Raw genomic sequence first — 18716 nt, 5'->3', positions numbered from 1 at the left:
GCCCGCGCCTACAAGGGCACCAGCCAGCCTGGCGCCGTCTGGCGCAAGTGCTCCGTCAACTGGGCGAGCAATTGCCCGCCGTTGCGCCAATGATGCCAGTACAGCGGCACATCGATGGGGGTATCAGCGCAGATTTCCACCAATTGGCCCGTCGCCAGTTGCTCCTGGGCCTGCAATTCCGGCACCAGCCCCCAGCCCAGGCCGGCCTCGGTCATACGCAGGAAGCCTTCCGAGGAAGGGCACAGGTGGTGCAGGAAACCATCCTGGATCCCCAGGGACGCCAGATAGCGGTGCTGGAGGAAATCGTCCGGCCCGTACACCACCGCCGGAATGCGAGCCAGGCGCCGGGCTTCGAAGCCTTGGGCGAAGTGCCGCGCCATGAATGCCGGGCTGGCCAGCGCTCGGTAGCGCATCGCCCCTAGCGGCAGGCTGCGCGCCCCGGCCACCGGCCGCTCGCTGCCGCACAGGCAGGCAGCTACCTCGCCTGCGCGCATGCGCTTGAGGCCAACCTCCTGGTCTTCTACCACCAAGTCCAGCAGCACCTGCTGGCCGGCGCAGAAATCGCCCACCGCGCCGGCCCACCAAGTGGCCAGGCTGTCGGCGTTCAAGGCGACGCGCAGGCGTTCCGGCATGCCCTCTTCGTCCAGCGCCGGCACCTGGCGCTGCAAGTCGCGCTCGAGCAGGCGCACCTGCTGCACATGGTTGAGCAGTTGGCGCCCCACCTCGGTGGGGCTGGGTGGCGTGGCACGTACCAGCACCGGTTGCCCAACCCGCGCCTCGAGCAACTTGATGCGCTGGGAAATGGCCGACTGCGACAGGCCCAGGACCTGTGCCGCGCGCTCGAAACCGCCTTGTTCGATGACTGCGGCGAGGGCGGCGAGCAGCTTGTAGTCGAACATCTATTTCCCTAATGCCTGATCAGCTTTATTTGTTTTTCTTATACAGCGTCGTTGCCCACAATGGCCAGCATCTTCTTTGGCAATAAACGCCGCACATCGCCGGCGTCCGTGGAGTGTCCCCGCTATGTGGCAAAGCTATCTGAACGGCATGCTGGTGGCCTTCGGCCTGATCATGGCCATCGGCGCGCAGAACGCCTTCGTCCTGGCCCAGAGCCTGCGCCGTGAGCACCACCTGCCGGTGGCCGCCTTGTGCATTCTCTGCGATGCCATCCTGGTCGCTGCCGGGGTGTTCGGCCTGGCCACGGTGCTGGCCCACAACCCGACTTTACTGGCAGTGGCCCGTTGGGGTGGCGCGGTGTTCCTGATCTGGTACGGCGCCAAGGCCCTGCGCAGCGCCTGCTCCAAGCAGAGCCTGCAGCACCAGGAGGGCCAGGGCATGCGCTCGCGCCGTGCAGTGCTGCTCAGCGCCCTGGCCGTGACGCTGCTCAACCCGCACGTCTACTTGGACACCGTGCTGCTGATCGGCTCGCTGGGTGCCCAGCAGACCGTGCCGGGCGCCTACGTGGCCGGCGCCGCCAGTGCCTCGCTGGTCTGGTTCTCGACCCTGGCCCTCGGCGCGGCCTGGCTGGCGCCCTGGCTGGCCCGCCCGACCACCTGGCGCCTGCTCGACCTGATGGTGGCGGTGATGATGTTCGCGGTGGCGGCGCAGTTGATCTTCAACTGAGGCCTGGGTCGGCGCGACATGTTTATCGCCAAGGCGAACACCACCGGTCGGTATCGCCCTTCCGTTCGGGAACCTCTATTCCCTATCTTTGTTGCGTGGTTATGCGCGGGGGCCGGTGCTATGATCCAGCCCTTGCGTCGCAAAGAGTACAAACTCCCCGACGCACACCGGGCCGCCCGTGATCGGCCTTGCGCAAACCGCACACAGACCTGAATCAGGAGATCCACCATGGCTTTTGAATTGCCGCCGCTGCCATACGCCCACGATGCCCTGCAGCCGCACATCTCCAAGGAAACCCTGGAGTATCACCACGACAAGCACCACAACACCTATGTCGTGAACCTGAACAACCTGGTCCCAGGCACCGAATTCGAAGGCAAGACCCTGGAAGAGATCGTCAAGACCTCTTCGGGTGGCATCTTCAACAACGCCGCTCAAGTCTGGAACCACACCTTCTACTGGAACTGCCTGTCGCCGAACGGCGGCGGCCAGCCGACCGGTGCCCTGGCCGACGCCATCACCAAGGCTTTCGGTTCCTTCGACAAGTTCAAGGAAGAGTTCACCAAGACTTCCGTCGGCACCTTCGGTTCCGGCTGGGGCTGGCTGGTGAAGAAGGCTGACGGTTCCCTGGCCCTGGCCAGCACCATCGGCGCCGGCAACCCGCTGACCAGCGGCGACACCCCGCTGCTGACCTGCGACGTCTGGGAACACGCCTACTACATCGACTACCGCAACCTGCGTCCGAAGTACGTCGAGGCGTTCTGGCAGCTGGTCAACTGGGACTTCGTTGCCCAGCAATTCGAAGGCAACACCTTCAAGGCCTGATCGCCTGGGTAGTCTTCGCAGAAAAGATCCGACGCCCCGGCGTCGGATTTTTTTTGCCCGTTCGCCCGCCATGAAACTCCATCCGTTACCTCTTGCCCCTCCCCGATAGCGCGCTAACATCAATCATCTGGAAAGTTGGCATCGCGCTCTCAAGTCACCAGCCACCTCAACCGATACATTGCCACAGTGACCATGAAGGTCCTCTCGCCTGCCGCGGCAACAAGGTCGATAGTGTATCGCCAAGGCTAATGGCAAAATAATGGCACGCGCATGGATTAAGGAAACCCCATTGAAGCTGGAATTTCGGAACAGCTTATCGGTCAAGTTGCTCAGGGTCGTGCTGCTCTCGGCGCTGGCCGTCGGTGTCGTTCTCAGCTGCGCGCAGATCGTCTACGACGCCTACAAGACCCGCCAATCGGTCAACAACGACGCCCAGCGCATCCTTGACATGTTCCGCGACCCGTCCACCCAGGCCGTCTACAGCCTGGACCGGGAAATGGGCATGCAGGTCATGGAAGGCCTGTTCCAGGACGAGTCCGTGCGCATCGCCTCCATCGGCCACCCCAACGAAACCATGCTGGCGGAAAAGTCCCGCCCGCTGCAGGACACGCCCGTGCGCTGGCTGACCGACCTGATCCTCGGCCAGGAGCGCACCTTCACCACCCAGTTGGTCGGCCGCGGCCCCTACAGCGAATACTACGGCGACCTGAGCATCACCCTGGACACCGCCGACTATGGCGAGGGTTTCCTGGTCAATGCCGTGATCATCTTCATTTCCGGCGTACTGCGCGCGCTGGCCATGGGCCTGGTGCTGTACCTGGTGTATCACTGGCTGCTGACCCGACCGCTGTCGAAGATCATCGAACACCTCACCCAGATCAATCCCGACCGCCCCAGCCAGCACCAGATCCCATTGCTCAAGGGCCACGAAAAGAACGAACTGGGCCAGTGGGTCAACACTGCCAACCAGTTGCTGGCCTCCATCGAACGCAATACCCACCTGCGCCACGAGGCCGAGAACAGCCTGCAACGCATGGCTCAGTACGACTTCCTCACCGGCCTGCCCAACCGCCAGCAGTTGCAACAGCAGTTGGACAAGATCCTCGTCGACGGCGGGCGTCTGCAACGCCGGGTCGCTGTGCTGTGCGTAGGCCTGGACGACTTCAAGGGCATCAACGAACAGTTCACCTATCAGGTCGGTGACCAGCTGCTGCTGGCACTGGCCGACCGCCTGCGCGCCCACAGCGGCCGCCTGGGTGCTCTGGCGCGGCTCGGGGGCGACCAGTTCGCCCTGGTCCAGGCCGACATCGACCAACCCTACGAAGCCGCCGAACTGGCCCAGAGCATCCTCGACGACCTGGAGGTCCCCTTCGCCGTCGACCACCAGCACATCCGCCTGCGCGCCACCATCGGCATCACGCTGTTCCCCGAGGATGGCGACAGCACCGAGAAGCTGCTGCAAAAGGCCGAGCAGACCATGACCCTGGCCAAGGCCCGTTCGCGCAACCGCTACCAGTTCTACATCGCCAGCGTGGACAGCGAGATGCGCCGCCGCCGCGAGCTGGAAAAGGACTTGCGCGAAGCCCTGCCGCGCAACCAACTGTACCTGGTGTACCAGCCGCAGATCAGCTATCGCGACCATCGTGTGGTGGGCGTCGAGGCGCTGTTGCGCTGGCAGCATGCGGAGCTGGGCATGGTCCCACCCGACCAGTTCATCCCCCTGGCCGAGCAGAACGGCAGCATCGTCGCCATTGGTGAATGGGTACTCGACCAGGCCTGCCGCCAGTTGCGCGAATGGCATGACCAGGGTTTCACCGAGTTGCGCATGGCGGTCAACCTCTCGACCGTGCAACTGCACCACAGCGAACTGCCGCGGGTGGTCAACAACCTGCTGCAGATCTACCGCCTGCCACCCCGCAGCCTGGAGCTGGAGGTGACCGAGACCGGCCTGATGGAAGACATCAGCACCGCCGCCCAGCACCTGCTGAGCCTGCGCCGCTCCGGGGCACTGATCGCCATCGACGACTTCGGTACCGGCTATTCCTCGCTCAGCTACCTGAAGTCGCTGCCGCTGGACAAGATCAAGATCGACAAGAGTTTCGTCCAGGACCTGCTCGACGACGATGACGACGCCACCATCGTGCGGGCCATCATCCAGCTGGGTAAGAGCCTGGGCATGCAGGTGATCGCCGAGGGCGTGGAGTCGGCCGAGCAGGAGGCGTACATCATCGCCCAGGGTTGCCACGAAGGTCAGGGCTACCACTACAGCAAGCCCTTGAACGCCCGCGAGCTGACCGCCTTCCTCAAACATGCGCAACGCAACCAGGCCACGGTGACGTAGGACCTGGGCCAGCACCCGCTTGAAAACGACCCTTCTGCACGAATTACGCGCCAGCCTCTTTACACCAAATGCAAATCTTTCGCATTATGTTGCGGTTTCGTATCCCACAGCACACTGTCCAACCCCACGACGCAGGAAACCTACAATGATTCGAATGCCTCTGGCCTCCGCCAGTCTGCTGGCCATCGCCATCGCCCTCGCCGGTTGCGGCGAGAGCAAGGATGAAAAGGCTCCCGCAGCGCAAGCACCTGCACCTGCTGCCGCCACCACCGCCGCGCCGGGGGCTGTCGACGAAGCGGCCGGCAAGGCCGTGGTCAAGCATTACGCCGAGATGGTCCATGCTGTCTACAGCGACTCGCTGAGCACCGCCAAGGCCCTGCAGAGCGCGATCGATGCGTTCCTCGCCAAGCCCAACGACGAGACCCTGAAAGCCGCCAAGGAAGCCTGGGCCGCTGCACGCGTACCGTACCTGCAGAGCGAAGTCTTCCGCTTTGGCAACACCATCATCGACGACTGGGAAGGCCAGGTGAACGCCTGGCCCCTGGACGAAGGCCTGATCGACTACGTCGACAAGAGCTACGAACACGCACTGGGCAACCCGGCGGCCAGCGCCAACATCATCGCCAACACCGAGGTCCAGGTGGGCGAAGAGAAGGTCGACGTCAAGGACATCACGCCTGAGAAGCTGGCCAGCCTGAACGAGCTGGGTGGTTCCGAGGCCAACGTCGCCACCGGCTACCACGCCATCGAATTCCTGCTGTGGGGCCAGGACCTCAACGGTACCGGCCCAGGCGCCGGCAACCGCCCGGCTTCCGACTACCTGGAAGGCGAAGGGGCCACCGGTGGCCACAACGAGCGCCGCCGCGCCTACCTGAAGGCCGTGACCCAGCTGCTGGTCCAGGACCTGGAAGAAATGGTCGGCAACTGGGCACCGAACGTCACCGACAACTACCGCGCCAAGCTCGAGGCCGAGCCTGTGGCCGATGGCCTGCGCAAGATGCTGTTCGGCATGGGCAGTCTGTCTCTGGGCGAGCTGGCCGGCGAGCGCATGAAGGTCTCCCTGGAGGCCAATTCACCGGAAGACGAACAGGACTGCTTCAGCGACAACACCCACTATTCGCACTTCTACGACGCCAAGGGTATCCGTAACGTCTACCTGGGCGAGTACACCCGCACCGACGGCACCAAGTTGACCGGCCCGAGCTTGTCTTCGCTGGTGGCCAAGGTCGACCCGGCCACCGACGCCACCCTCAAGGCAGACCTGGAAGCCACCGAGGCCAAGATCCAGGTCATGGTCGACCGCGCGCTCAAGGGTGAGCACTACGACCAGCTGATCGCCGCCGACAACGCGGCTGGCAACCAGGTCGTACGCGACGCCATCGCTTCGCTGGTCAAGCAGACCAGCGCGATCGAGCAGGCCGCCGGCAAGCTGGGTATCGCCAACCTGAACCCAGACACCGCTGATCACGAGTTCTGATCCGACGCGTAGCGGGTTCGACAGAGGCGGCCCTCGGGCTAATGCCAGTCAGTAAAGCCTTATCGGCTGCGCTTGGGGCTGCTATGCAGCCCATCGCCGGCAAGCCGGCTCCCACAGGGACAGTGCTGTCCTCAAGGCTGACGCCTTACTTGTGGGAGCCGGCTTGCCGGCGATGGGCGTGCAGCGCCCCGTGCCCCTAACTGACAGGCATTGGCCTTCGGGCCGCCTTTTTTATGGCCGACTGTCCTTCGTCCCCCGCAGGAGCAGCACTCGCCACTTGTTCTCTGCCCGAAGGCTGGGTTACCTCCCACAGAGCGCCAGCGCCAGGATCAAATAACATCGTGCTGTTCGATCAGGCTGGCAGTGACAAGGATTTCATCCAGCAATTGCAAATTGCTCTTATTCAAACTTCTTCACCCTGCTAAGCTTGCACGCCGGTTTTTTAGCCCATAGCCAGGATCCTCGATGTCCGCGTCGCTGTTCCGACTCCCCCCTTTGCTGCTGGCCCTTGCCCTGGCCGCCTGTGACGACGCCCCGCGCTTCACCCAGGCCGAGCCCGGCGAAGCCCTTTCCGGCGGCACGGCAACGGTACAACGCAGCGACCGCAACGCATATTCTCTGCCCTCGGCCAACCTTTCGCCAGAGCGGCGCCTGGACTTCAGTGTCGGCAACAGCTTCTTCCGCAACCCTTGGGTCATCGCGCCGTCCACCACCACCGCCCGTGACGGCCTGGGCCCGCTGTTCAACACCAACGCCTGCCAGAACTGCCACGTGCGCGACGGCCGTGGCCACCCGCCCGAGCCCGATGCCAGCAATGCGGTGTCGATGCTGGTGCGCCTGTCGATCCCGGACCAGCCGCAGTATGTGAAGGAAATCGAACGCCTGGGCGTGGTCCCGGAGCCGGTCTACGGCACCCAGCTACAGGACATGGCCATCCCGGGCGTGGCGCCGGAAGGCAAGGTGCGCGTGACATACACCACCGAGACGGTCACTTTCGAGGATGGCCACCAGGTCGAGCTGCGCCGCCCGCACCTGCAGATCACCCAGCTCGGGTACGGGCCCATGCACCCTGACACCCGGTTCTCCGCGCGGGTGGCTCCGCCAATGATCGGCCTGGGCCTGCTCGAAGCCATCCCGGAGGCCGCGATCCTGGCCAACGCCGACCCGCACGACCGTAACGGCGATGGTATCCGTGGCCGTGCCAACCAGGTCTGGGACGATGCTGCCGACAAGGCCGTGCTCGGCCGTTTCGGCTGGAAGGCCGGCCAGCCCAACGTCAACCAACAGAACGTCCATGCCTTCTCCGGTGACATGGGCCTGACCAGCACCCTGCTGCCCTTCGACGACTGCACCCCGGCCCAGGCGGCTTGCCTGGCCGCGCCCAATGGCGACGGGGCCGATGGCGAGAAGGAAGTCAGCGACAACATCCTGCGCCTGGTCACCTTCTACACCCGCAACCTGGGCGTGCCGGCACGCCGCGACGTCGCCGCACCGCAGGTACTGGCCGGCAAGACTCTGTTCTTCCAGGCTGGCTGCCAGGGCTGCCATACCCCGCAGTTCACCACCGCCGCCGACACCCCGGAGCCGGAGCTGGCCAACCAGGTGATCCGCCCCTACAGCGACTTGCTGCTACACGACATGGGCCCGGGCCTGGCTGACGAGCGCAGCGAATTCAAGGCTTCCGGGCAGGACTGGCGCACCGCGCCGCTCTGGGGCATCGGCCTGAGCGAAACGGTCAGCGGCCACTCCCAGTTCCTCCATGACGGCCGTGCCCGCAACCTGCTCGAGGCCGTGCTCTGGCACGGCGGCGAAGCCCAGGCGGCGCGCAACCATGTACTGACCTTCAATGCCGAGCAACGCGCCGCGTTGCTGGCCTTCCTGAACTCACTTTAAGCGCAAGGAGCCGGGCATGTTCCGACCCAAACTGTTGTTCACCAGCCTCGCCGCACTCGCCCTCGGTGCCTGTTCGCCGCAAGACCCACAGGCCGTGACGTCCGCGGCCATTGCCAAGCAGGTGATCCTGCCGACCTACAGCCGCTGGGTCGAGGCCGACCGCCAGCTGGCCAGCAGCGCCCTGGCCTACTGTGAAGGCAAGGCCTCGCTGGAAAGCGCCCGCGCCGACTTCCTCAACGCCCAGAAAGCCTGGGCCGAGCTCCAGCCGCTGCTGGTAGGCCCACTGGCCGAGGGCAACCGCGCCTGGCAGGTACAGTTCTGGCCGGACAAGAAGAACCTGGTGGGCCGCCAGGTCGAGCAACTGGTCGCCGGCGACAAGCCGATCGACGCCGCGGCACTGGGCAAGGCCAGCGTGGTGGTGCGTGGCCTGTCGGCCTACGAATACATCCTGTTCGACAGCAAGCCGGATGTTGCCACCCCGGAACAGAAAGCCCGCTACTGCCCGCTGCTGGTGGCCATCGGCGAACACCAGAAAGCCCTGGCCGAGGAAATCCTCAAGGGCTGGAACAGCACCGACGGCATGCTCTCGCAGATGACCAAGTTCCCCAACCAGCGCTACGCCGACTCCCACGAGGCGATCGCCGACCTGCTGCGTGCCCAGGTCACGGCCCTGGACACCCTGAAGAAGAAGCTCGGTGCCCCCATGGGTCGCCAGAGCAAAGGCATCGCGCAGCCGCTGCAGGCCGAAGCCTGGCGCAGCAGCTCCTCGCTCAAGAGTCTGGAAGCCAGCCTCAAGGCCGCCCAGGCGGTATGGGTAGGCGTCGACAACCAGGGCCTGCGCGGCCTGTTGGGCAAAGACCAGAACGCTCTGGCCGAGAAGATCGACACCGCCTACGCCACGTCGTTGAAACTGCTGGCCGACAACCAGAAGACCCTGGGCGAGCTGCTCGCCGACGACGCTGGCAAGCAGGCCTTGGACAAAATCTACGACAGCCTCAACGTCGTCCACCGCCTGCACGAAGGCGAGCTGGCCAAGGCGTTGAACATCCAGCTGGGCTTCAATGCCAACGACGGTGACTGATCATGTTGCGACGCCAGGCCCTCAAACTCGGTAGCGTGTTGCTCAGCGCCCTGACCCTGGGGGGCTGGAGCCTGCTGCGCAGCAAGGGCAGCGAACCTCTGCTGCTCTCGGCGCGCGATGACGGCGACGGCAAGCATTATGCCGTCGGTTATCGCCTGGACGGCACCCAGGTGTTCGCCACCCAGGTCGCCCAGCGTTGCCACGCCATCATCCATCACCCTGAACGGCCCATCGCCCTGTTCGTCGCCCGCCGCCCCGGCACCGAAAGCTACCTGGTCGACCTGCGTGACGGGCGCCTGTTGCAGACCGTGGTCTCCCAGCCAAACCGGCATTTCTATGGCCATGCGGTGGTCCACAAGGGCGGTGAGTGGCTGTACGCCACCGAGAACGACACCACCGACCCCGGCCGTGGCGTGCTCGGCGTCTACCGCTTCGAGGGTGACCGCTTGGTGCACAGCGGCGAGATTTCCACCCACGGCATCGGCCCCCACGAAGTGGCCTGGCTGCCGGACGGCGAGACCCTGGTGGTGGCCAACGGTGGCATCCGCACCGAGGCCGAAAGCCGTGTGGAGATGAACCTCGACGCCATGGAACCGAGCCTGGTGCTGATGCGCCGCGACGGTACCTTGCTGAGCAAGGAAACCCTGGCCCAGCAGATGAACAGCGTGCGCCACCTGGCCATCGGCAGCGATGGCACCATCGCCGCCTGCCAGCAGTTCATGGGCGATGCCGAGGAAACCGCCGAGCTGCTGGCGATCAAGCGCCCTGGCGAGCCGTTCAAGGCCTTCCCGGTGCCGGAGCGGCAACTGCAGTCGATGGCCCAGTACACCGCCAGCGTGGCCATCCACAGCGACCTGCGCTTGGTCGCGCTGACCGCCCCGCGGGCCAACCGCCTGTTCATCTGGGACCTGGACAGCGGCGCCGTGAAGCTGGACGCACCGATGCCCGATTGCGCGGGCGTGGGCGCGGTCAAGGATGGCTTCGTGGTGACTTCCGGCCAGGGGCGTTGCCGCTACTATGATTGCCGCAAGACCGAGCTGGTCGGCCAACCGTTGAACCTGCCGTCCGGGTTCTGGGACAACCACCTGCACCTGGTCTGAGCCATTGGGCTGCTTTGCAGCCCAATGGAATAGCCGACCGTCAGGCCGATCCACCCTTCCCCCTCCTCTAGAAAACAGGCAATACTTCCCCCATCCGCACGTGGGCAGGATCGCCCGTTGTCGTGCCATACGAACAACAACCCTTTTCCAAGGAACCGGAACTATGCTGCGCCGCCGCATGCTGATCATGTTGGCCGTGGTCCTGCTGATCGTGCTGGCCCTGGGTGGCATCAAGGCGTTCTCGATCTACCAGCAGGTCCAGATGTTCTCCGCCCCGAAACCGCCGGTGAGCGTGGCTGCGGCCTGGGCCGAACAGCGCCAGTGGCAAGAGCGCCTGCCCGCAGTCGGCAGCCTCACGGCCTTGCAGGGTGTGGACTTGAGCCTGGAGGTGGCGGGCACGGTCAAGTCGCTGCACTTCGAGTCCGGGCAGAAGGTCAAGGCCGGCCAACTGTTGCTGCAACTGGATCACGACCAGGAGACCGCCCTGCTGGGCACCGCGCAGGCCGACCTGGGCCTGGCCAAGGTCGACTTCGGCCGGGGCAGCCAACTGGTCGGCGACTCGGCCATCTCCCGTGGCGAGTTCGACCGCCTCACGGCCCAGTACCGGCGCAACCAGGCGGTGGTCGAGCAACTGAAGGCTTCGCTTGCCAAGAAAAGCATCAGCGCTCCCTTCAGCGGTACCATCGGCATCCGTCAGGTGGATGTGGGCGACTACCTGCCCAGCGGCACTGTCATCGCCACCCTGCAGGACCTCTCCAGCCTCTACGTCGACTTCAACGTGCCCGAACAGGCCCTGCCGCAACTGACGCTCGGCCAGCAGGTACTGGTACAGGTGGCAGCCTACCCGGGCCAGACCTTCCCAGGCAGCATCAGCGCCATCAACCCCAAGGTCGATGAGAGCACCCGCAACCTGCTGGTACGTGCGACCCTGGCCAACCCCGACGGCAAGCTGCTGCCCGGCATGTTCGCCAGCCTGTTGGTGCTGCTGCCCAACCCACAGCCACAGGTGGTGGTCCCGGAAAGCGCCATCACCTATACCCTCTACGGCAACTCGGTGTATGTCGTGACCCAGAAGAAAGGCAAGGACGGCCAGGTGGAAAAGAACGCCGATGGCCAGCCGCAGCTGATCGCCGAGCAACGCACGGTCAAGACCGGCGAACGCCGCGATGGCCTGGTGGTGGTGAGCGAAGGCCTCAAGGCTGGCGAGCAGGTGGTGAGTGCAGGCCAGTTGAAGCTGACCCCAGGCGCCGCCATCCGTATCAGTGCCGACAAGGCGCTCGAGCAGGGTGGCCAGGGCGCCGCCGGCGCCGAGTGAGCAGGAGGCAGGCATGGCGTTCACCGACCCGTTCATCCGCCGCCCGGTCCTGGCCAGCGTGGTCAGCCTGCTGATCCTGCTGCTGGGCTTCCAGGCCTGGAGCAAGCTGCAGATCCGCCAGTACCCGCAGATGGAAAACGCCCTGATCACGGTGACCACCGCCTACCCTGGCGCCAATGCCGAGACCATCCAGGGCTACATCACCCAGCCGTTGCAGCAGAGCCTGGCCAGCGCCGACGGCATCGACTACATGACCTCGGTCAGCCGCCAGAACTTCTCGGTGATTTCCGTCTACGCACGCATCGGCGCCGACACCGACCGGCTGTTCACCCAACTGCTGGCCAAGGCCAACGAGGTGCGCAACAAGCTGCCCCAAGACGCCGAAGACCCCGTGCTGAGCAAGGAAGCGGCCGACGCCTCGGCCCTGATGTACATCAGCTTCTACAGCCAGCAGATGAGCAACCCACAGATCACCGACTACCTGTCGCGGGTGATCCAGCCCAAGCTGGCCACCCTGCCCGGCATGGCCGAGGCCGAGATCCTCGGCAACCAGGTGTTCGCCATGCGCATCTGGCTCGACCCGGTGAAGCTGGCAGGCTTCGGCCTGGCCGCGAGCGATGTGACCGATGCGGTGCGCCGCTACAACTTCCTCTCTGCCGCAGGCGAGGTCAAAGGCGAGTACGTGGTCACCAGCATCAACGCCACCACCGAGCTGAAGTCCGCCGAGGCCTTCGCCAAGCTACCGGTCAAGACCGCCGGTGACCGGCGCGTGCTGCTGGGCGACGTGGCACGGGTGGAAATGGGCGCGGAAAACTACGACACGGTCAGCTCCTTCGACGGCACGCCTTCGGTCTACATCGGCATCAAGGCCACCCCGGCGGCCAACCCGCTGGAAGTGATCAAGGAAGTGCGGCGCATCATGCCCACCCTGGAGTCGGAGCTGCCCGCCAACCTCAAGGTTTCCATCGCCTACGACGCCACCTTGTTCATCCAGGCGTCCATCGACGAGGTGATCAAGACCCTTGGCGAGGCGGTGCTGATCGTGATCGTGGTGGTGTTCCTGTTCCTGGGGGCCTTGCGTTCGGTGCTGATTCCGGTGGTGACCATTCCGCTGTCGATGATCGGTGTGTTGTTCTTCATGCAGATGATGGGGTATTCGCTGAACCTGCTGACCTTGCTGGCCATGGTGCTGGCCATCGGCCTGGTGGTGGATGACGCCATCGTCGTGGTGGAGAACATCCATCGGCACATCGAGGAAGGCAAGACACCGTTCGAGGCAGCCCTGGAAGGCGCACGGGAAATCGCCATGCCGGTGGTGTCGATGACCATCACCCTGGCGGCCGTGTATGCGCCCATCGGCTTTCTCGAAGGCCTGACCGGCGCGTTGTTCAAGGAGTTCGCCCTGACTTTGGCGGGCGCCGTGATCATTTCCGGCATCGTCGCCCTGACCCTGTCGCCGATGATGTGCGCCCTGCTGCTGCGCCACGAGCAGAACCCCAGCGGCCTGGCGCATCGTCTGGACGTGCTGTTCGAAGGGCTGAAGGTTCGCTACCAGCGCTTGCTGCACGGCACCCTGGACAGCCGCCCGGTGGTGCTGGTGTTCGCCGTGCTCGTGCTGTGCCTGATCCCGGTGCTGTTGATGTTCACCCACAACGAACTGGCGCCGGACGAAGACCAGGGCGTGATCTTCATGATGAGCAATTCGCCGCAGACAGCCAACCTGGACTACCTCAACGCCTACACCGATGAATTCACACCGCTGTTCAAGACCTTCCCCGAGTACTATTCATCCTTCCAGATCAACGGCTTCAACGGCGTGCAAAGCGGCATCGGCGGCTTTCTCCTGAAGCCCTGGAACGAGCGCGAACGCACCCAGATGGAGCTGCTGCCGCTGGTGCAGGCCAAACTCGAGGAAATCGGCGGCCTGCAGATCTTCGGCTTCAACCTGCCATCGTTGCCCGGTACCGGCGAAGGCCTGCCGTTCCAGTTCGTGATCAATACCGCCGGCGACTATCCGGCGCTGCTGGAGGTGGCCCAACGGGTCAAGGAGCGGGCCCAGGCCTCGGGCAAGTTCGCCTTTCTGGACATCGACCTGGCCTTCGACAAACCGGAGGTGGTGGTCAACATCGACCGGGCCAAGGCCGCGCAGATGGGCGTATCCATGGACGATCTGGGCGGCACCCTGGCGACGCTGCTGGGCGAAGGGGAAATCAACCGCTTCACCCTCGAAGGGCGCAGCTACAAGGTCATCGCCCAGGTCGAGCGGCCCTACCGGGACAACCCCGGCTGGCTGAACAGCTACTACGTGAAGAACGACCAGGGCCGATTGCTGCCGCTGTCGACCCTGATCAGCGTCAGCGACCGCGCCCGGCCGCGCCAGCTCAACCAGTTCCAGCAGTTGAACTCGGCGATCATCCAAGGCTTCCCGCTGGTCAGCATCGGCGAGGCGCTGCAGACGGTGCAGGCGATCGCCCGCGAGGAAGCGCCTGAAGGCTTTTCCTTCGACTATGCCGGCGCGGCGCGCCAGTTCGTGCAGGAGGGCAGCGCCTTGTGGGTCACCTTCGGCCTGGCGCTGGCGATCATCTTCCTGGTGCTGGCCGCGCAGTTCGAAAGCTTCCGCGACCCGCTGGTGATTCTGGTGACCGTGCCCTTGTCGATCTGCGGCGCGCTGTTGCCGTTGTTCCTGGGGGTCTCCAGCATGAATATCTATACCCAGGTGGGCCTGGTGACGCTGATCGGGCTGATCAGTAAGCATGGCATCCTGATCGTCGAGTTCGCCAACCAGTTGCGTGAGGAAAAGGGGTTGGCCGTGCGCGAAGCGATCGAAGAGGCAGCCGCCATTCGCCTGCGCCCGGTGCTGATGACCACCGCGGCCATGGTGTTCGGCATGGTGCCACTGATTCTCGCCACCGGGGCCGGGGCGGTGAGCCGGTTCGATATCGGCATGGTGATCGCCACGGGGATGTCGATCGGGACCTTGTTCACATTGTTCGTGTTGCCGTGCATCTACACACTGTTGGCGCACAGGACGGCGGTACACGCTTGACTAACTGCTTTGGCCCAATCGCCGGCAAGCCGGCTCCCACAACATGACACTGCTCCTGAGCGGAACGCTATCCCTGTGGGAGATTCTGGAGCCCATCGCAGGCTGTCGCCAGCTCCCCCCACCGAGATTGCGCCGCTCTCAAGACTTGCGAAATCACTGTGGGAGCCGGCTTGCCGGCGATCGGGCCGGAATGAAAACGCCAGGGGCCCGTCATGGGCCCCTGGCGTTTTCAACCATCACGCGCTCGCTCACCCGAACGGCCGCAGCCCCTGGCGCATGCCGAACAGGAACAACAACAGGTCGTTGTCCGGCTGGACCCTGACCTGCTGCTTCACCTCACGGGGCACCGCGCACAGCCCCCCGACCTCTGCCTTGCTGAACACCGCGGGACGCGGCTCTTCCCAGGCCGCCACCGCCGCGGTGGTCACCGCCAGTGCAGCCAACAGGAACAAAGCTCGAGCGATTTCTAGTTTCATTGCTCTAACCCTTTGACAGCGCTGCCAAACGCCATCTGGTAAAAATAGAGCAGTGTCTGCCAGTGCGCCTCATTGAATGACGAATGGCGCCGCAACTGGCGAAGATCGTTGTAGGCCGCACGTTGGCAGCTGATGCGCCGCCGGCACTTTTCCAGGTCCAGCAGGGCGACTTCGGCCCGGGCCTGTTCACCTTCGCCGATGACTTTGACGAATACGTGCTTGCCATACAGGCAACCATGCTGCCAGTGCCCCAGGTGCATGCGCGCCAGGTTGTCCGCCAGGTCTTTGAGCAGGCGTTCATGCAGCGCTTGCGGGTAATGCTCCACGGCACCCTCGGCATGCCAGGTGTCCAGGTCGACGAAGCCGTCCAGGGCCTCGCTCACCAACAGCGCCCGCCATTGATGGTCGGCGCCTCGTTCAGCGCCAGCGAAGACAATACGCGGTACGCGCACGCCCAATTGTTCGAAGCTGTGCAAGGCGTCCAGTTCACGTAATACCGTCGGCCGGCCGAAGGGATGGCGCAGGCTGCGGTAGATATGCCCGACCTGGCGCTTGGCATACAGCAACTGCCCACCCGCAGCGGTCAAACGTTGCACGCCACTTTCGCCGCCACGGCGCTGATTGGGCGCTTCGACCCATTCACCCTGCTGGCTCCAGTAGAACTCGAACTGGGAAGCTGTATTGCCGGCCACTGCCATGAAACCTACCCCTTGCGTAATACGTATACCCGCCACATGGCGTAGAACGGCAGGAAGTCCAGGCGATCCTGGATCCGGAAACCTGCTGTCATAAATTCTTCTTCGATTGTATCAACTGGTAACACAAAACGATTCTGGTAACTGCCCTGCTCCGCCTTGGCGCTGCGACGGCGCTCGAGTTTCTTGCGACGCCACGCCTTGAAATTGCCATCGACCCACAGCGAGAGGATCACGCTGTCGCGACTAACCCGGTGAAACTCCGAGAGAATCGCCTTGCGATGAGTGGCCTCGCCGATGTGATGGAACAGGCGCATGCAGAAGATGTTGTCGACCGCATTGTCCGGCAGTTGGATATCGAAGGCGGAAGTCTGCAAGGGGCGTACCCGTGACACCACGTCTGCCGGCTGCGAGGCACAGGCGGTCTCGATCATTGCAGCGGAGTTGTCGGCGCCGATGATCACTCGATTGGGTTTTTCCGCCAGCAGCGGCCAGAAGCGGCCGGCACCGCATGGCAGGTCCAGCACCAGCCCCGGCTCTCCGGCCAAGGCCAGGGCACGGCGCGCCAGTTGTTCGTCGCGTTGGTGCGAGAGGCGACGCGCCAGGCCGTCCTGGTGCTTGAGGAAGTACTCCTGGGCGTGCTGCCGGTCGTACTTCTCGGAAAATTCGAGTTTGATGGGGCTACGCATGGTGCTCTCCTGACTCCAAGTGCGCTCACTCTAGGGCGCCAAGCGTTGGAATCAGGTCATGCGAATGTGAAAATTACGTCAGCCCTGCAACAGGATATTTCCGAAAAATCAACGGGAAACCGGTATCTGGTCACCGGTTTCGCTATCTTCGGCAGGGGTCTTGCCCTGGCTCAGGTCCACCTGGAAACGGCAGCCATGGGGCTGGGTTGCCGTCAGGGTGACCCGCCAGCCCTGGTCATCGCAGATCCGCTGCACCAGCGACAACCCCAGGCCCAGGCCTTCACCACGACGCTCGTCACCGCGCACGAAGGGCCGGAACATGGCTTCGCGCTGTTCTTCCGGGATACCCACGCCGCTGTCCTCGACACTGAAGCCGGCGGGCTCCAGGCTCAGACGAATGTAACCGCTGTCGGTGTAATGGGCAGCGTTACGTAGCAGGTTGCCCATCACCGATTGCAGGAACGTGGCGTTATAGAGCACCCGACCGGCGCTGATGCGGCCGTCGTAGTAGAGCGTCAGCCCCTTCTGCTCGATCGTGTCGCGCCACACACCGATCAAGTCGTCGGCCACCTCGCTCAAGGTCGCCTGGGAAGCGACCGCGCCTTCGTCGCGCTGGGCCCGGGCGAGCATCAGGAAGGTCTTGACCAGCTCGCGCATTTCTTCCATTGCCCGGGCGATGCGCTCCACCTGGCTGCGCGAACGGCTGTCGAGGTTCGGGTTCTCCATCAGCAATTCGCAGGAGGTGGCCAGCACCATCAAGGGCGTACGCAGTTCATGGCTCACGTCACTGGTGAACAGCCGCTCGCGGGTCAGGGCATCGCGCAGGCGGCCCAAGGTATCGTCGAAGGCCACCGCCAGCTGGCCGACTTCGTCCGCAGCGTAATCGGGGGCCAAGGGCGGCGCCAGGCCCAGTAACTGGTCACGATGGCGCACCTGTCGGGCCAGGCGGATGACCGGCGCCATCACGCGCCTGGCCAGCAACCAGCCAAGGGTCACGGCCAGCACCAGGCTGAGCATGAACCCTACGACCACGACGGCGAACAGCACCCGCTCGCGCTCTTCGAAGTCGCTCTGGTCCTGCAGCAGTACGTAATGGCGACCGTCGACGATCTCCACCATGGCGTGGTAGGACAGCTGGTCGCGAAACACTTCGTGGAAACCCGGCTTCAGATGGCGCAGGTCCTTGGGCAATTCGAAATCGTCGCGGCCTCCGCTGAAGTAGAACAGCTGGTCAGGGCGCGGTCGATGGCTCCAGTCACTGATACTGTCCATACGCAGCAAGCGCTGCAGGTCCCCACCGAGCACGGCGGAAATCAGCCGCTCCTCGACCAGGTGCACGGTGGCGACGATACCGAAGGCGAAGGCGCCGGCCACCAGCGCACTCATCAGCGCGAAAGCGATGATGATGCGCTGGGCAAGGCTCTGCTTAAACTCCATCACGGCCCTCGGCGAGGCGATAGCCGACGCCATGGACGGTATGCAGCAGCGGTTTTTCGAACGGTTTGTCGATCACCTGACGCAGTTGGTGGACATGGCTGCGCAGGCTGTCGCTGTCGGGGCAGTCATCGCCCCACAAGGCTTCTTCGAGCACCTCGCGGCGCAGCACATGGGGGCTCTTCTGCATCAGCACGGCGAGCAGCTTGAGGCCGACCGGGTTGAGCTTGAGCAGGCGCCCCTGGCGGGTGACCTCCAAGGTATCGAGGTCATAGCTCAGGTCCGCGACCTGCAGGGTACGGCGGCCCCCGCCCTGGGAGCGGCGTAGCACCGCCTCGATGCGCGCCGCCAGCTCCGACAGGGCGAACGGCTTGAGTAGGTAGTCATCGGCACCGGAGCGAAAGCCCTGCAGGCGGTCATCGAGCTGATCGCGGGCGGTCAGCATGATCACCGGGGTATCGCGGCGGGCATCCTCGCGCAGGCGCTTGCACAGGGTATAACCGTCGATGCCCGGCAGCATGATGTCGAGCACGATCAGGTCGTAATGCTCGGTGGCGGCCAGGTGCAACCCGGATAGGCCATCCTGGGCGCAGTCGACGGTGTAGCCTTTCATGCCCAGGTAGTCGGCCAGGTTGGCGAGGATATCGCGGTTGTCTTCAACCAGTAGAATGCGCATCGGGGTCTCCTGTGCGGCGCTTTCGCTGTGCGCGGCAGGCGCAGC

Annotated in this window: 15 protein-coding genes; 9 read left to right on the top strand and 6 right to left on the bottom strand. The window is 64.3% G+C overall.

Annotated elements, in window-relative coordinates; genetic code table 11:
• Positions 1-8: 8 nt before the first annotated feature.
• Positions 9-899 (bottom strand): LysR family transcriptional regulator ArgP, encoded by an 891-nt coding sequence (locus ACXHGZ_RS03325; RefSeq protein ID WP_324813613.1) that lies wholly within the window; start codon positions 897-899, stop codon positions 9-11.
• Positions 900-1023: 124 nt separating this feature from the next.
• On the opposite strand from ACXHGZ_RS03325, the gene ACXHGZ_RS03320 reads away from it, so the two are divergent.
• The 9 genes from ACXHGZ_RS03320 to ACXHGZ_RS03280 all read left to right on the top strand — a co-directional run bounded on the left by ACXHGZ_RS03320 (position 1024) and on the right by ACXHGZ_RS03280 (position 14701).
• On the top strand, positions 1024-1623 hold the full coding sequence (locus ACXHGZ_RS03320; RefSeq protein ID WP_084855820.1) for a LysE/ArgO family amino acid transporter: 600 nt from the start codon (positions 1024-1026) through the stop codon (positions 1621-1623).
• A 228-nt stretch (positions 1624-1851) separates the two neighbouring features.
• Complete coding sequence (locus ACXHGZ_RS03315) at positions 1852-2448, top strand: superoxide dismutase (RefSeq protein ID WP_084855819.1); 597 nt, start codon at positions 1852-1854, stop codon at positions 2446-2448.
• A 289-nt stretch (positions 2449-2737) separates the two neighbouring features.
• Positions 2738-4789 carry a putative bifunctional diguanylate cyclase/phosphodiesterase gene (locus ACXHGZ_RS03310; RefSeq protein ID WP_224458060.1) on the top strand — a complete coding sequence of 684 codons (2052 nt, stop codon included), beginning with the start codon at positions 2738-2740 and terminating at the stop codon, positions 4787-4789.
• 145 nt (positions 4790-4934) lie between these two features.
• Positions 4935-6266, top strand: coding sequence for an imelysin family protein (locus ACXHGZ_RS03305; RefSeq protein ID WP_480462359.1), 1332 nt, complete (start codon positions 4935-4937; stop codon positions 6264-6266).
• 465 nt (positions 6267-6731) lie between these two features.
• On the top strand, positions 6732-8159 hold the full coding sequence (locus ACXHGZ_RS03300) for a di-heme oxidoreductase family protein (protein ID WP_480462357.1): 1428 nt from the start codon (positions 6732-6734) through the stop codon (positions 8157-8159).
• A 16-nt stretch (positions 8160-8175) separates the two neighbouring features.
• Complete coding sequence (locus tag ACXHGZ_RS03295; protein WP_480462356.1) at positions 8176-9240, top strand: imelysin family protein; 1065 nt, start codon at positions 8176-8178, stop codon at positions 9238-9240.
• Between the two features lie 2 nt (positions 9241-9242).
• Positions 9243-10340: a DUF1513 domain-containing protein gene (locus ACXHGZ_RS03290; protein ID WP_480462354.1), complete on the top strand. Its 1098-nt coding sequence runs from the start codon at positions 9243-9245 to the stop codon at positions 10338-10340.
• Between the two features lie 163 nt (positions 10341-10503).
• Positions 10504-11655, top strand: coding sequence for an efflux RND transporter periplasmic adaptor subunit (locus tag ACXHGZ_RS03285; RefSeq protein WP_480462353.1), 1152 nt, complete (start codon positions 10504-10506; stop codon positions 11653-11655).
• A gap of 13 nt (positions 11656-11668) precedes the next feature.
• Positions 11669-14701, top strand: coding sequence for a multidrug efflux RND transporter permease subunit (locus tag ACXHGZ_RS03280; RefSeq protein WP_480462351.1), 3033 nt, complete (start codon positions 11669-11671; stop codon positions 14699-14701).
• A 248-nt stretch (positions 14702-14949) separates the two neighbouring features.
• Here the strand turns inward: ACXHGZ_RS03280 and ACXHGZ_RS03275 are convergent, their stop codons facing one another.
• The 5 genes from ACXHGZ_RS03275 to colR all read right to left on the bottom strand — a co-directional run bounded on the left by ACXHGZ_RS03275 (position 14950) and on the right by colR (position 18671).
• Positions 14950-15177 (bottom strand): hypothetical protein, encoded by a 228-nt coding sequence (locus ACXHGZ_RS03275; protein ID WP_084855811.1) that lies wholly within the window; start codon positions 15175-15177, stop codon positions 14950-14952.
• The gene (locus ACXHGZ_RS03270; RefSeq protein ID WP_480462349.1) at positions 15174-15875 is read right to left on the bottom strand and encodes a lipopolysaccharide kinase InaA family protein; all 702 of its coding nucleotides are present in this window, start codon (positions 15873-15875) and stop codon (positions 15174-15176) included. Before ACXHGZ_RS03270 ends, ACXHGZ_RS03275 begins: the two co-directional genes overlap by 4 nt.
• A gap of 5 nt (positions 15876-15880) precedes the next feature.
• The gene (locus ACXHGZ_RS03265; RefSeq protein WP_480462347.1) at positions 15881-16561 is read right to left on the bottom strand and encodes a class I SAM-dependent methyltransferase; all 681 of its coding nucleotides are present in this window, start codon (positions 16559-16561) and stop codon (positions 15881-15883) included.
• Between the two features lie 108 nt (positions 16562-16669).
• A complete protein-coding gene (locus ACXHGZ_RS03260) occupies positions 16670-17998 on the bottom strand; it encodes a sensor histidine kinase (protein ID WP_480462345.1) in 1329 nt (442 codons plus the stop codon).
• Positions 17988-18671 carry a two-component system response regulator ColR gene (gene colR, locus ACXHGZ_RS03255; protein WP_043213544.1) on the bottom strand — a complete coding sequence of 228 codons (684 nt, stop codon included), beginning with the start codon at positions 18669-18671 and terminating at the stop codon, positions 17988-17990. Before colR ends, ACXHGZ_RS03260 begins: the two co-directional genes overlap by 11 nt.
• Between the last annotated feature and the right edge of the window lie 45 nt (positions 18672-18716).

Source organism: Pseudomonas shiyinii (assembly GCF_056725765.1).
Note: the sequence above shows the minus strand (reverse complement) of the source record. Positions and strands in the feature narration are given on the sequence as shown.